Source organism: Kitasatospora sp. MY 5-36 (assembly GCF_001182915.1).
Classification (GTDB): domain Bacteria; phylum Actinomycetota; class Actinomycetes; order Streptomycetales; family Streptomycetaceae; genus Kitasatospora.
Window position 1 is genome coordinate 1 of record NZ_LFVW01000297.1, and the last position, 13,615, is coordinate 13,615.

The following is a 13,615-nucleotide window of genomic DNA, read 5'->3' on the forward strand; positions in this document are numbered from 1 at the left end:
CGCCGACGCGGCCGCCAAGCGGGCCAACTCGCTGGCCTCCCGCGCGGCTTCGGCCGCGAAGGACGCGCAGGCGGCCGCCAACGGGGCCGCCACCCACGCGGAGAACGCCGCGAAGGCGGCGGACGCGGCCGCCGACCAGGCGGGCAACGCCCAGGACTGGGCGAACAAGGCCACCGAGCACGCCAACGCGGCCGTGGCCGCCGCGAAGGTGGCGGGCGACGCCGTGGCGGTGGCGCAGAAGGTCGAGGTGCTCGCCCGGGAGAGCGAGCAGGAGGAGCTCGAGGCCGACGCCAAGGTCGGGGTCGAGGAGGCCACGACGCTCCGCAAGGACGAGCAGGAGGAGGAGCGGTCGCGGGAGACCGCCATGACCCAGGCGGCAGCGGTCGACGAGGCCACCCGGCAGCTCGTCGCCAAGGCCGCCGACCCGGCGGTCGACACCGCGACGGCGGCCGCCGCCGGCCGCCGGGCCGCCGTCAACCTGATGGCCAGCAGCGGCGCGTGGACCAGCCGGGCCGCCCAGGGCGCACTCTCCGGCACCGACCAGGACGTGATCGGCTGGGCCGTGTCGCAGTACCCGAAGGCCCTGCGGCAGGACGACCGGGAGAAGACCCTGGTGTTCTCCACCCTCGGCGGCCCCGGCCTGGCGGAGGCGGCGCAGCGGGCGCTGGCCGCCGACAGTCCGGCACAGATCGAGGCCTTCCTCACCCAGGGCATCCACGACGTCCAGGCCGAGGACAACCGGATCCGGACCCTCAAGCTGATGAACAACGCGGGCAAGGCGGTCACCGACGCCGGGAACGCCGCCCTGAACGACGGCTCCTCGAAGGCCCTGACCGAATTCCTGGCCACCACCTACTGGCAGGCCAAGGCCGAGGACGACCGGGTGTCCGTACTCGCCGTCATGGGCAAGGGCGGCCCCACCGTGGCGGCCCTCGGACAGGTCGCGATGGCCGGGCCGGACTCGATGCAGAGCGACTTCGTCGCGCGGAGCCAGTACCGGGCGGCCCAGAAGGACCAGGACACCGCCACCCACGTGGCGGCGGTCCGCGCGCTGATCGCGAGCGCCGCCCGGATCGCGGCGCAGGCGAATCAGGAAGCGGCCGAGGCGTCCACGGTCGCGGCCCAGGCCCGCTCGGCCGCCGCGGAGGCCGGCCAGTGGGCCGACCGGGCCCGGGCGTCGGCCTCGCAGGCCAAGGGCTACGCGGACGAGGCACGCAACCGGGCCGCCGAGGCCGCGGCTTCCGCCACCGCCGCGGCGGCCTCCGCCCAGCAGGCCAATACCGCCTCCGTCACGGCGAAGCTGGCGAGCCGGCAGGCCAACTACTCCGCGAACCAGGCCGCCGTGTCGGCCCACAGCGCGGTGGCCTCGGCGGCCAACGCCGCCGCGTCGGCGGCCGAGGCCAGGGCCTCGGCGCTGGCGGCCGGCAAGAGCTCGGAGGAGGCAGGGCAGGCCGCCAACGAGGCCGGGAACATCGCGGCCCGCAAGCGCGAGCAGGAGCAGGCGGCGGAAGCGGCCAGGGCGGCGGAGCAGGCCCGGCAGAACGCCGCGAACAACGTCAATCCCGCCGACAACCCGGCCTACGACACGATCGGGCCGATCTCGGCGGGCATCGACTCCGGCGACGACTCCAGGGCCACGGCCCGTGAGTATGCCAAGTTGGCCAACAGTGTCAGCAATTACCTGAGCATTGCGGCCGGAGTGGCCAAGTACATCCCGGGCCCTTACGGGCGGGTCGCCTGGGCGGGCCTCACTGTGGCGTCGGTGGCCGCCAGCGGGGTGAGCGTCGTGCTGACCGGCTACGGGTACGGGTGGACCAGCCAGGAGTTCCGGGCTTCCCTCTTCAAGTTCGGGGAGAAGAGCCTCCTGCCCTTCATGCCGATCGACAAGATCGCGAAGTTCTCGGTAGGCGGGAAGGATCTGGTGAACAGGGGAACACAGGCCGTCGTCCGCTCGGGGTCCAAACTCATGCGCGGCATCAAGCGCTTGTGGTGACGCGGGCCGTGCGGCGGTGGCTCCGGCCACCGCCGCACGTCGCCGCGCACCCGGGCGGCGGTCGATGCCCGGCCGCCGTCCGCCCTCGCCCTACCGGCCGCGCCGCAGCGCCCCCGGCACCGCCGACAGGTCCTGCTCGGCGATCTCCGGGTGCGCCAGCAGCACCTCGCGGGCCGCCGCCAGCACCGGGCCGCCGCCCGCCAGGGCGAGGTCCTTGGCGGCCAGCCGGACCGGGAAGTCCGACCCCGTGCCGAACGCCCGGGCCGCCACCCCCGCGAGCGGCCCGGCCGACAGCACCTCCCGCGCCTGCTCCTGCGGCACGTCCAACTCATCGGCCACCGCCAGGACTTCGCCCAGGACGGTGACGGAGGCGACGATCGCGCCGATCACCACCACCTTCAGCGCCGCGCCCGCGCCCGGGCCGCCGCAGCGCCGTACCCGGCCCAGGTGCTCCAGGACCGGCTGGGCGCGGTCCAGGTCGGCGTCCTCGCCGCCCGCGAAGACCGTCAGGTCGCCGGTGGCCGCAGGGCCCGTGCTGCCCATCACCGGGGCGTCCACCAGGGCGACGCCGTCCGGCAGTTCGGCGCGCAGGGCGGCGGTGGCGCGCGGGCCGATCGAGGACATGTCGATCCACAGGGTGCCCGGGGCGAGGTCGGCCGTGAACCGTCCGGCCAGCTCGGCGACGGCCGCCGGGTCGGACAGCATGGTGACGACGACGTCCGCGCCGCGCACGGCCTCCGCCGGGGTGGTGGCCTCGGTGGCCCCGGCCCCGGTGAGGTCACCGGCGCGGCCGGGGGAGCGGTTCCAGACGGTCAACGGGTAGCCGGCGTCGGCGAGTCGGCGGGCCATCGGCAGGCCCATCCGGCCCAGTCCCAGAAAAGCGATCTTCTCCATGGCCGCCACGCTAGGCAGCCACGAGCCAGGTGACAAGCGAATGTCCCGCATGATAGTCATGCGGAATGGACATGGCTTGGCTGGACGTCTTCCGCACCGTCGCCCACCTGGGCTCCTTCACCGCCGCCGGCGAGCGGCTGGGCTTCACCCAGTCCGCGATCTCCCGCCAGATCGCCACCCTGGAAGCCGAGTTGGGCACACCGCTGTTCGACCGGCTGGCACGCGGGGTGCGGCTCACCGAGCACGGCCGGGCGCTGCTGCCGCACGCCGAGGCGATGCTGGAACGGCTCGACACCACCCGGCGCGACCTCGTCGCCCTCACCGAACTCACCGCCGGACGCCTGCGGGTCGGCGCCTTCGACAGCGCCAACGCCGCCCTCGTCCCCGGCGCCCTCGCCGCCTTCCGCGCCGCGTACCCGGACGTGGCGATCAGCCTCACCGAGGGACTGGCGGCGCACCTGCTGGACCTGCTCGCCGAGGGCGCGATCGACCTCGCCCTGGTCGCCTCGTACACCGAACCCGCCGACACCGGCGAGCAGTTCGACTTCCGGCCGCTCATGGACGACCCGGTGCTCGTCGCCCTCCCGCGCGGCCACCGCCTCGCCAGGCGCCGCCGCCTGCGCCTGGCCGAACTCGCCGACGAACCCTGGATCGCCGCCCGCCGCCACGCCGAATCCACCCTCCTCGCCGCCTGTGTCCGCAGCGGCTTCCAGCCCCGCATCGAGTACACCGTCGCCGCCTGGACCGCCAAACTCGGCCTGGTGGCCGCCGGATTGGGCATCACCCTGATCCCCTCCCTCGCCGCCCGCGTCACCCGCCCCGGCATCGCCCTCATCCCCCTGCACCCCGACGACACCCCGGTCCGGCAGGTCTACACGGTCACGCGGCGCGGCCGGCAGGTGCCCCCGGCGGCCGAGGCCTTCGCGGCCCTCCTGCGCGAGGGCGCCGGCTAACGGCGCGCGGCGAGGACGGCCGGCCCGGCAACGGCCTGGGCGCGAACAGCGACGTTGCTGCCGGAGCACGGCGGTGCCGGCCGACCGCCACCGTGCCGGCCTGCTGATCGCGTCACCGGTGCTGTGGCCGCGGGACGCCACGACCTGATCCGACGCCCAAGAGGGGCCGGGCCTGCTATTTGACCAGGTGGAAGTCCGGATGCCGAAGCCAGGCGGCCAGGAACTCCACGTCACCGACATGCCGGAACCAGCGGCCGGCGCCGCCCGTGTCGTAGGAGACCTCTGCCACCTTCCCCGGTAGGGACGCCACCAGTGCCCTCGCCCTGGCGAGGTCCGCGTCGCCGCGCGTCCCATCACGCGGAGTGGGAAAGCCGAGGACGCCGTCGAAGTCGACCAGCGCGCCGAAACGGCGGGCCAGGGCGAGGGCGAGGTGGCCAAGGAGCAGATGATTCTCCTGCCCCGAGCAGTCGGCGCACAGGACCAGCCCCTGCACCGGGGGCGTCAGGAAGGCCGAGTAGTCCTCGTCGTCCGCCGGCACGTACTCGTCCTCCGACAGGACGAAGCCGCCGACGCCGACCGGATCAAAGTGCCGCAGCCCCAAGGGCGAAGCCTCCCGCACCCGGAAGGCCAGATCGCCACCGGCCTCGGTCCTGACCGGCTCGCAGAAGGTCTCCAACCACGGGACCACTCCGGCCAGGACGTCCCCGAAGGAGCAAGGTTCGAAGAGCCACAGGCCGACTGCCGGTCCCGACACGATGCCTCCAGACGCGCGTGGTCCGGTGCCACGGGCAGCCCCGGTTCTACCAGGTCCTGGAGGCACACGCGTGATCGTTGACGCGACACGTCCTGACGTCCTAACGGCGCGCGGCGAGGACGGCGGTCAGGGCGCTGACGGCCGGGCCGCCGAGGAGCAGCACGGCCGGGTGGCGGGGCCGGGACTGCAGGGTCAGGCGGAAGCCGCCCACGCGGAACTCCAGGAACGGGCGAGGGGGACGGGAACGCTGCTGTCGGCGCATGGGGATCTCCGTGGATGGGACGACTTCTCGGTACAGCGCCCATCACAATGGTCTGCACGGTGGTTGCGTCAGGTCGCAACCGGAACTTGCGGTGGGAGAGCGCAACTTGCCGACGGCGCAACACGGAGACCGGCACGGGGTGCCCGTGCGGAGGGGGCTGGCCCCGCTGGACGAGCGGCTGTCGGAGCCGGAGCGGCTCTGTGCGGAGCGCCTGCGCGAGTTGCGAGAGCGGATCGGCCTTACCTCGGAGGAGTTGGCCGACCGGCTGAGCGGGGACGGGATCAGCATCGACAGCACTCGGCTGTCGAAGTTCCTCAACGGCCGGGAGGTGCCCCGCCGGGAGATCGCGGCCCGGCTCCACCTTCTGGTGGCCGAGCGCGAAGGTGTACCGGTCGACGCCGACGAGCTTGCGCGGACCCGGTCGGCCATGTACGCGGCGGCGCGCGTCCGCAGTCCGCTCCAGGCCCGGGAGTTCGAGCTTGCCACGGCCCACGAGGACCTCTGCCGCCACCGTGCCCGGACGGTCCAGGAGCTGGCCGACCTCCGGAACGAGCTCGAAGACGAGCGCAAGCGGCGGAAGGACGCAGAGGCCGCGTTGGAGAACCTCGGCATCCGCAGCCGGGAGGAGGCCCGCATGCTGACCGGGGAACGGGACGCGGCGCTGGACCGCATCGCCCAGCTGGAGAACCAGATCCGGCAGGCGGGGGCCGTGCTCAGGCTCCGTGAGAGGGATGTCGCGGCCCTCGACCAGCTCATGTCCGCAACAGACACCGAACTGGTGCTGTGGGAGATGGGCGGCCCGGGTGGTCTGACGGGGATCCGTGCGGCGGTCGTCTGCCTGCGGGACGCCGACGAGGACGCGGCCGCGGACCGCCTCATCGAGCGTATCGCGTGCGGCTACTCCGTGCGGGACGTCATGCGTCTCGTCGCCGAGTTCGAGGCCATGCGCCGCGTCTACGACAGCACCGGTGTCGAACGAGCGCTTGCCCGGTTGCGAAAGCCTGTCGACCTCTTCCACTGGCTCTCCGGCGAGGGCCGCGAGAGCAAGGCGCGGTCGGCTGTACTGACGGCGGTGGCTTCGTTCGCGCCGGTCGAGCACCTGGTGCGGATTCACAAGGCCTGTGTGGAACATGGAAGTTCCGAGCTGGACCAGGCGCTGCGGAAGGCCATGGTCGCGGAGCGGCGAGCGGTCCCGGAGGACATCGACGACGTGTGGGCCGAGGACCTCCGGAAAGGACTGGCCGCCCTGAACGAGTGGAGGGCGACCAGTCCGTAGCCGCCCTTCCTCAGCAGACGGTGTCCGCTGCCGGCAGCGCCCCCGTCGACAGGTAGGTGTCCACCGCCGCGTTCGCGCACGGGCTGTAGCCGTTGAGGGTGAGGGTGTGGACGCGGCCGGGGACGGTGACCAGGCGGGAGCCGGGCAGGCGGGTGTGGACGGCGAGGGCGCCCTGGTAGGGGGCGTGGGTGTCGCCGGTGGCGTGGAGTTGGAGGGCGGGGACGGCGTTGCGGACCTCGACCGGCGGTTCCAGCGGGGCGCCGCGCCAGGAGGCGCACGGGACGGGGCCGTTGTAGACCGGGCCGAAGACCGGCTCGGTGGCGCGGGAGTGTTCGACGGCGTCGCGGTACCACGCGGCCGAGCGGGGCATCGCCACGTCGTCGCACACGATGGCGACCGTGGACGACAGGCCGGCGCCGGCCTCCGGGCCCGGGGCGAGGAGCATGGTCAGCAGCTGGTGCAGGGCCGGGCCCGCCTGTACCGGCCGGCCGTCGGCGGCGTCCAGCAACTGGCGCAGCGCGTCCGCGTATTCGGCGCTGTCGCGGTCGTCGCTCTGGAAGACCGCGAGCAGGACCGGCAGCAGGGCGCCGTCGAGCCGGTAGCCGTCGACGGCGATCGGCGTCGCCTCGGCCCGGCGGACCAGGCCCTCGACGGTGGACCGCACCGCCGCCGGGGTGGCGCCCAGGTGGTGGGCGGCGTCGCGCGGCGCGGCCCAGGCGGCGAAGTCGTCGAGGGCGCGCTCGTTGGCGCCGCCCATGTCCTGGAACACCCCGATGCCGTACCGCGCCGGGTCGAGGGCGCTGTCCAGCACCAGCCGGTCGACGCGCCGGGGGAACAGCTGCGCGTACACCGCGCCCAGCATCGCGCCGTAGGACTGCCCGAAGAAGGAGGTCCGCTGCTCGCCCAGCGCGGCGCGCAGCACGTCGACGTCCCGGGCGGTGTTGCGGGTGGTCAGGTGGGGCAGCAGGTCCGGGTACTTGCTCCAGCAGGCGTCCGCGTCGGCCTTGGCCAGGCGCCAGGCCTGCTCGAAGCCGGCCTGGCCGGTGCCGGTCGAGCGCAGCCAGGTGCCGCGCGTGAGGCCGCAGTTGGGGCCGCCGGCGCCGACCCCGCGCGGGTCCATGCCGACGAGGTCGTAGGCCGCCGCCGTCCCGGGCGCCAGCTGCTCCCGCAGCGCGGCCGGCATGTCCAGCCCGCGCTCGCCGGGCCCGCCGGGGTTGGTCTGGAGTATCCCGCGCCGTTTGGCGGGGTCGGCGGAGCGGATCCGGGAGACGGCCAGGGAGAGGGTGCGGCCCCGCGGCTCGCGGTAGTCCAGCGGGACGGTCAGGGCCGCGCACTCGGCGCCGGCGGCAGCCAACTGCGGGTCCTGGCAGGCGGACCAGGCGAGCGGCTGGCGGTGGAAGCGCTCCAGCGGGTCGGCGGCGGGGGAGGCCGAGGACGCGGGGGAGGCGGGGGCGGCCGCGCCGAGTACGGCGGCCGCGGCCAGGGCGAGGGCGGCGGCGAGCGCCGGTGCGGTCTTCATGTGGGCCACCCTAGAAGGGAGTTGACCATCGCAGAGCTCAGGGTCCTGGAACTGCCTTGACCTCAAGGCGGCTTGAGGTCCTACGGTCGGCCGTGTCCTGACGACCAGGTGAAGGAGTACCGGACATGACGATCAAGACCTACGAACCGCAGACCATCGCCGCCCAGCCCATCGGGGCGTGGACCGGCGAGCTCTTCCGCCGCCTGGTGGTGGACGGCCTGCGCGTGCAGCTCGCGGTGGAAGGCCTCACCCAGCCGCACTGGTGGACGCTCAACCACGCCGCCGGCCGGCCCGGCGGGTGGACCCGCACGACCCTGGCCGAGCGGCTCGCCCCGTACGACGACCAGGGCACCGCCTTCGACGCCGTCTTCGACGACCTGATCGCCCGCGGCTGGCTGACCGAGGACGCCGACGGGGCGTTCACCCTGACCGAGGAGGGCGAGGCCGGCCGCCTGCGCGCCCGCGAGCGCAACCTGGCGGTCAGCGAACGCGCCCACGAGGGCATCGGCACCGAGGAGTTCGTGACCACGATCAACGTGCTGCGCCGGATGGTGGCGAACCTGGGCGGCAACGGGAACCTCCCCGACTGACGGCACCCGGGCGGCACGGGGGAGGCGGGTCGGCGGGAGGAAATTGACCCATGGAAATGGTCGCTGACTGCCACCTGATCGTGGGTCTTTCCAGCCATAGGTTGGTCACATGACGACGACGAAGAACACCGCCCCCGCCACCACCACCGCCGCCCCCGTGCTGACCCGCTGCGCCGAGGCCGAGATCTGCGCCGACCCGAGCTCCACCATGACGCTGCTCGCCGACTCGGCCCCGGGCGAGGGCGGCTTCACCGTCTACCGCTCCACCTTCGCCGCCGGCGCCCCCGGGGCGCCCGCGCACTTCCACACCCGGGCCTGGGAGCTGTTCTTCGTGATCGGCGGCTCGCTGCGGGTGCTGGTCGGCGAGGAGGTCACCGTGCTGGGCGCGGGCGACTTCCTGGCCGTGCCCCCGCACACCCCGCACGCCTTCGCCGCCGCCCCGGGCTCCGAGGCCGACGTGCTGTGCGTGTTCGCGCCCGGCATGGACCGCTTCGACTACCTGCGCCTGCTGGGCAGCGTCATGCGCGGCGAGACCGCGCCGGGGGCGATCGCGGCCTCGTCCGAGCGCTTCGACAACCACTACGTCGACAGCCCCGCCTGGCGCGCGGCCCTGGCGGGCGACGGCGCCTGAGACCCGCGGGGCCGCTCGACGGGCCGGGGCGCTCGACGGGCCGGGGCCGCCCGGGTGTGGAACGGTGGAAGACCGGAAGTGTCCGGCTGCGAGAGGAGTGGCCATGTCGTCGAAGCGCCGCCGCAAGAAGAAGGCCAGGGCCAAGCACGGGGCCAACCACGGCCGCCGCCCCCAGTGCTGAAACGCGGCTGAACGGGTGAGCCGGTGAGCGGGTGAGGGCGCCCGGACGGGCCCGGAGAGGCCGTCCGGGCGCCCCGGCCCCACCGGGCACCCCCCGCTCAGAGCCGCCCGCGCCCCGCGAAGCCGCCGCGCGCCACCTTGTGGTACTGGCAGTAGTCGACCCAGCCCGCGCCGAAGGCCAGCTCCAGGACCACGCCCCGCCCGTCCGCACGGGCCTCGTCCAGCAGCCGCGCCGCGTCCGCGTCCGGCGGGGTCTGCTCCAGCACGAAGAGCCGGTTGGGGTACGGGCCCGCCGGGATCGGGTCCCGGGGCGGGATGCCGGGCCGGTCCCAGGTCAGCTTCGCACCGGGGCTGGACAGGCAAGGGGGGTCCATCCGCCAGCCGTTGGCGTCGACGCCGCCGTCGCGGTGCCAGCGCAGCGCGTGCTCCAGGCTCCCGTGCGGGTCCGGCCCCTGCCCGTTGGCCTGCCACTCGGCCACGCCCGCCGCCTCGATCCGCCGCAGGACGTCGAGGACGTCCTCCCGGACGACGAAGTAGGCGCGGGCGTGGATGCGGCAGACCAGCAGGGTGTCCCGGGGGTGGTCCAGGCCGTAGGTGGACGGGCGGGTGGACTGGTCCAGTACCTGGGTCAGCACGTGCTCGACCCCCTCCACCGCTCCCAGCGCCTCGACCAGCCCCCGGATCCGCTCCCGCTCCGCCGCCCGGGCCGCCCGCGCCGTCGGTGAACCGATCAGCCTGAGCTTGCGCCGCTCGGTCGGCCAGTGGTGCGCCCGCAGCGACTGCACACCGTTGAGGAGCGGGTTCACCAGCATGACGACGAGGTACACCAGGCTCGTCGCCACGTCCTTCAGCAGCTTCTTCACCGGCAGGGATCCTCTCGGGTCGCGCGCGTCCGCGCCCACACCCTGGCCCGCCCGCGCCCCGGCCCGCAATCCGCCCCCGCACTCAACTCCCCAGCGTGCCCGAGCCGTTGCCGAGCGCGAGCACGAGCACGAGCGCGAGCACGAGCGCGAACGCACGCCGTCCGCCGCCGCCCGGACCGCGTTCGGACGGCGGCGGGACGCTGCCGCTACTTGGTGCAGGTCACGTCGGCCTCCGGCAGGCGCCCGCCCGCCAGGTAGGCGTTGACCGCGTCGTCCACGCACGCGTTGCCGTACGTCCCGTACAGCCCGTGCTGGTCGGCGCCCCGCAGGGTCAGCAGCCGCGAGCTGGGCAGCAGCCCGTGCAGGGCGACGCCGTCCCGGTAGGGGGCGCGCGGGTCGCCGGTGGCGGAGAGGATCAGCGCCCGGGCGTCGCGGCGCACCTCGGTGGGCGCCTCGCGCGGGGCGTCCAGGAAGGCGCACGGGGAGATGTTGTCGAGCAGCGGGCCGGACAGCGGGTAGCGGGCGCGGTCGCGTTCGATCCGGCGCCAGTACTCCTCGGGATCGCGCGGCGCCGCACCGTCCGCGCACAGGATGGCCTGGGAGACGCTGCCGGCCTGCGAGCCCTGCGGGGTGAACAGGAAGCGCAGCAGGGCGGTGGTCTCGGCCGAGGGGGTGACCGGCCGGCCCGCCGCGGCCTCGGCGAGCACCGCCATCAGCTCGGCGAGGCCCGCCCGTTCCGGGTCGGAGTCGCCCTGGAGGTTCCCGAACACCAGCAGCGGCACCCGGGTGTCGTCGAGTTCGAAGGCGTCCGCGCCGGTGCCGAGGACGAGCGGGCGCGCCGAGGCCGCCCCGACCGTCCGCAGCACCCCGGCGACCACCTCCTCGCGGGTGCGGCCCAGCCCGTAGGTGTCGTTGCGCCGCGCCGCCCAGTCCGCCCAGTCGGCGAACGCCCGCTCGTTCGCCTGCACCATGTTGGGGAGCAGCTCCGGCCCGACGTGGTCCGGGGCCAGCGCGCCGTCCAGGACCACCCGGTCGAAGCGGCCGGGGAACATCTGGGAGTACACCGTGCCCAGGTAGGTGCCGTAGGAGAGGCCGAGGTAGGAGATCCGCCGCTCGCCGAGCGCGCCCCGCACCACGTCCATGTCCCGGGCCGCGTCGCGGGTGCTCGCGTGCGGCAGCAGGTCCCCGGCCGCAGAACGGCACCGGGCCGCGAGGTCCCGCTGGAAGGCGACCTGGCGCTCGAAGGAGGCCCGGGTGGTCCCGGCGGAGGTGATGTTGTAGCCGATCGGCCAGTCGCAGTCGAGGGGGGCGCTGCGGCCGGCGAAACGCTGGTCCAGCCCGACGATGTCGAAGCGGGCGGCGGTGTCCTTCAACGCGGCGTGCACCCTCGTCGGCGCGCCGAGCGTCGGACTGCCGGGGCCGCCGTCGTTCAGCAGCAGCGTGCCGATCCGGTGGCGGGTGTCGGTGGCCTTGATCCGGGAGAGCGCGAGGGTGACGGTGCGTCCGCCGGGGTCGCCGTAGTCGAGCGGCACGGTGACCTCCGCGCAGCGGGCGCCGGCCTTCTCCAGGTCGGCGCCCACCTGGTCGTCCGGGCCCTGGACGCAGCTGTGCCAGTCGGGGCGCTGCTGGTAGTAGCGGTCGAGCGCCTGGGCGGTGGCGGCCTGGGCGGGGACGGCCTGGGCGGCCGTGGTCAGGGCGGCGGCGAGGGCGAGGCCGGCCGCGAGGGCGCGGCGGCGGGCGCGCGGCCCGGCGGGGCGTGGTTCGGTTCGGTGCGGTTCGGCGGTGCGGGGGCGTGGTTCGCTCATGACGTCTCCTCGGCGGTGCGGGGCCCGGCGCGGGCCGTGGCGAAGGCAGGGGTCGTGACGACGATCGCGGTACCGGCGGCCGTGTCTACGGAGGACACCTGCACCTGTGCGAGCTGACGGTACGTCAAAAAACTGACGCCGGGGACCGGATGGTCAGTGTCCACGGCATTGACATCCCCGCCCGCCCGAAGTGGAGGTGCTCCCGTCCGGCCCGCCGTCGCCGGGCGGGCCGGACGGCGGGCGAGGCCGCTGTCGGTGGCGTGTCCTACGGTGATGCCGTCGGCGGGTACGCGGTGCCCGCCCGAGCACCGCCCGATGGAGACGACGATGACCCGCACCACCCCGAAGCGCGCCGTGGACCTGGAGCAGCTGTTCCCCGAGCTGGTGCCGCTGCGCCGCGACGCCGTACGCCTCCACCCGCGCGCCGGCAGCCCGTCCGCGGCCGAGAGCTCGGTCGGCGGGCCGCCGCTGTGGCCCGCCGACGAGCCGTGGCCGCTGTGCCCGAGCGCCAGCCACCCGGGGGAGTGGGGCGGGCCCGCCGTGGAGGGGCCGGTGCCGCTGGTTCCCGTCGTCCAGATCCACCGCCGGGACGTGCCCCAACTCGCCTTCCCCGCCGGGACGGACCTGCTCCAGGTGCTCTGGTGTCCGTTCATCATCGGCCGCTGCCCGACCGCGACGCCCCTGGTGCGTTGGCGGAGCTCCGAGGAGGTCGGCCCGGCCCTCGCCGCCGTGCCGCCGACCGTGGGCACCGCGCCGAAGGACAGCATCCCGGCACCGTGCGTCCTGCACCCCGAGCCGGTGGTCGACTACCCGAGCTGGGACATGCCGGAGGACCTGGGCCCGGAACTGCGCGTGCGGATGGAGGAACTGCGGGCCCGCACCGGCCTGCGGTACGGTTACCACCTGGCCGAGGCGCCGGGGATCAAGCTCGGAGGGTACCCGGGCTGGACCCAGGAGCCCTGCTGGCCGGACTGCCCGACCTGCGGGCGGACGATGGAGCACCTCCTGACGGTGAGCAGCTGGGAGTACGACGGTCAGTCGTACCGCACCTGGCTCCCGCTGGAGGACCGGGACGACGAGACCGGCGAGGAGCGCCGGGACGCCGACGGCGGCCGCGGGGCGCACAGCCCCGCCGGGCTGATGATCGGGGACGCGGGCGGGGTGTACGTCTTCGAGTGCCGGTCCTGCCCGGACCGCCCGGTGGACCACCACTGGGACTGCTCCTGAGGCGCCGCCGCCCGACCGTCCGCCCCCGGCGGGCCTCAGCGCCCGCCGGACCAGACGGGCAGGCCGGAGCCCTTCGCCGGGCCTAGGTCTCCGGCCCGTTACGCCGTCCGTGGCGTCCCGCCTACGGTCCTTGCCGTGGATACGACGGACACGACGGATACGACCGGCATTCTGGACGAGGCGCTCCAACGACTGCACGCCTCCGGGCCCGAGCGGCTCGGACGGCTCACCAACCACGCGCCGATGGCCGTCGAGGCCCTCGCCGCCCACGGACAGGCACGGTCGGTGCACCGCTGGCTCGACCTGTACGCGCGCAAGCTGGAGGACTTCCCGCCGCGCGTCGAGCCGGTCACGGACGCCAACTGGCGTGCGGCGCTCGGCGATCCGAGCCGCGCGGCCGACTGGATCGACCACTTCGAGCGCGAACTCGCCGACCACCCCTGGCGCGAGGTGCTCGCCCGCTGGTGGCCCCGGCTGCTGCCCGGCCTGTACGGCGGCTCGACGCACCCGGTGATCCGGGTGGGGCACGCCGTGCGCACCCTGCTGTCCGGCGGCGAGGCCACCGGGCCCCGGCTGGCCGAACTCGCCCACGGCCTCGGCTACTGGGCCGCCCGCCACCGGCCCGTCGCCGCCCTCGCCACGCTGCCCGGCGTGCTGTCCGGCGCGGC

General features: G+C 74.7%; 12 protein-coding genes and 1 pseudogene. 7 read left to right on the forward strand and 6 right to left on the reverse strand.

Going from position 1 to position 13,615, the window contains the following annotated elements; all coding sequences use genetic code 11:
* Positions 1–1,993: pseudogene (locus tag AE652_RS20335) on the forward strand (ALF repeat-containing protein); the annotation flags it as partial.
* Positions 1,994–2,083: 90 nt separating this feature from the next.
* On the opposite strand, the gene AE652_RS49250 reads toward AE652_RS20335, so the two are convergent.
* Complete coding sequence (locus tag AE652_RS49250) at positions 2,084–2,887, reverse strand: NAD(P)-dependent oxidoreductase (protein ID WP_049653582.1); 804 nt, start codon at positions 2,885–2,887, stop codon at positions 2,084–2,086.
* Between the two features lie 65 nt (positions 2,888–2,952).
* On the opposite strand from AE652_RS49250, the gene AE652_RS20345 reads away from it, so the two are divergent.
* Positions 2,953–3,840: a LysR family transcriptional regulator gene (locus AE652_RS20345; RefSeq protein WP_049653571.1), complete on the forward strand. Its 888-nt coding sequence runs from the start codon at positions 2,953–2,955 to the stop codon at positions 3,838–3,840.
* A gap of 175 nt (positions 3,841–4,015) precedes the next feature.
* Here the strand turns inward: AE652_RS20345 and AE652_RS20350 are convergent, their stop codons facing one another.
* Positions 4,016–4,594 carry a DUF6368 family protein gene (locus AE652_RS20350; protein WP_049653572.1) on the reverse strand — a complete coding sequence of 193 codons (579 nt, stop codon included), beginning with the start codon at positions 4,592–4,594 and terminating at the stop codon, positions 4,016–4,018.
* Positions 4,595–4,694: 100 nt separating this feature from the next.
* A complete protein-coding gene (locus AE652_RS46460) occupies positions 4,695–4,856 on the reverse strand; it encodes a hypothetical protein (RefSeq protein WP_159028502.1) in 162 nt (53 codons plus the stop codon).
* A gap of 91 nt (positions 4,857–4,947) precedes the next feature.
* Between AE652_RS46460 and AE652_RS20355 the strand changes: the two genes are divergently transcribed.
* Positions 4,948–6,132 (forward strand): helix-turn-helix domain-containing protein, encoded by a 1,185-nt coding sequence (locus AE652_RS20355; RefSeq protein WP_159028503.1) that lies wholly within the window; start codon positions 4,948–4,950, stop codon positions 6,130–6,132.
* Between the two features lie 10 nt (positions 6,133–6,142).
* Here AE652_RS20355 and AE652_RS20360 read toward each other — a convergent pair whose 3' ends face one another.
* Positions 6,143–7,651, reverse strand: coding sequence for an alpha/beta hydrolase (locus tag AE652_RS20360; protein ID WP_049653585.1), 1,509 nt, complete (start codon positions 7,649–7,651; stop codon positions 6,143–6,145).
* A gap of 125 nt (positions 7,652–7,776) precedes the next feature.
* On the opposite strand from AE652_RS20360, the gene AE652_RS20365 reads away from it, so the two are divergent.
* Both AE652_RS20365 and AE652_RS20370 read left to right on the forward strand, forming a co-directional pair.
* On the forward strand, positions 7,777–8,241 hold the full coding sequence (locus AE652_RS20365) for a MarR family transcriptional regulator (RefSeq protein ID WP_049653576.1): 465 nt from the start codon (positions 7,777–7,779) through the stop codon (positions 8,239–8,241).
* A gap of 109 nt (positions 8,242–8,350) precedes the next feature.
* Positions 8,351–8,872, forward strand: coding sequence for a cupin domain-containing protein (locus tag AE652_RS20370; RefSeq protein WP_049653577.1), 522 nt, complete (start codon positions 8,351–8,353; stop codon positions 8,870–8,872).
* A 278-nt stretch (positions 8,873–9,150) separates the two neighbouring features.
* Here the strand turns inward: AE652_RS20370 and AE652_RS20375 are convergent, their stop codons facing one another.
* Together AE652_RS20375 and AE652_RS20380 are read right to left on the reverse strand one after the other, a co-directional pair.
* Positions 9,151–9,915, reverse strand: a complete 765-nt coding sequence (locus AE652_RS20375; protein WP_049653578.1) for a hypothetical protein — start codon at positions 9,913–9,915, stop codon at positions 9,151–9,153.
* 206 nt (positions 9,916–10,121) lie between these two features.
* The gene (locus AE652_RS20380) at positions 10,122–11,720 is read right to left on the reverse strand and encodes an alpha/beta fold hydrolase (RefSeq protein ID WP_049653579.1); all 1,599 of its coding nucleotides are present in this window, start codon (positions 11,718–11,720) and stop codon (positions 10,122–10,124) included.
* A 327-nt stretch (positions 11,721–12,047) separates the two neighbouring features.
* Between AE652_RS20380 and AE652_RS20385 the strand changes: the two genes are divergently transcribed.
* Complete coding sequence (locus tag AE652_RS20385) at positions 12,048–12,947, forward strand: hypothetical protein (RefSeq protein ID WP_049653581.1); 900 nt, start codon at positions 12,048–12,050, stop codon at positions 12,945–12,947.
* A 135-nt stretch (positions 12,948–13,082) separates the two neighbouring features.
* The coding region (locus tag AE652_RS20390; protein WP_049653586.1) for a questin oxidase family protein at positions 13,083–13,615 on the forward strand (533 nt) is incomplete at its 3' end.

Coding starts and splice junctions, on each gene's coding strand:
- AE652_RS20385 (WP_049653581.1), top strand. CDS start 12,048: ATGACCCGCACCACCCCGAAGCGCGCCGTGGACCTGGAGCAGCTGTTC.
- AE652_RS20370 (WP_049653577.1), top strand. CDS start 8,351: ATGACGACGACGAAGAACACCGCCCCCGCCACCACCACCGCCGCCCCC.
- AE652_RS46460 (WP_159028502.1), bottom strand. CDS start 4,856: ATGCGCCGACAGCAGCGTTCCCGTCCCCCTCGCCCGTTCCTGGAGTTC.
- AE652_RS20380 (WP_049653579.1), bottom strand. CDS start 11,720: ATGAGCGAACCACGCCCCCGCACCGCCGAACCGCACCGAACCGAACCA.
- AE652_RS20365 (WP_049653576.1), top strand. CDS start 7,777: ATGACGATCAAGACCTACGAACCGCAGACCATCGCCGCCCAGCCCATC.
- AE652_RS20360 (WP_049653585.1), bottom strand. CDS start 7,651: ATGAAGACCGCACCGGCGCTCGCCGCCGCCCTCGCCCTGGCCGCGGCC.
- AE652_RS20345 (WP_049653571.1), top strand. CDS start 2,953: ATGGACATGGCTTGGCTGGACGTCTTCCGCACCGTCGCCCACCTGGGC.
- AE652_RS49250 (WP_049653582.1), bottom strand. CDS start 2,887: ATGGAGAAGATCGCTTTTCTGGGACTGGGCCGGATGGGCCTGCCGATG.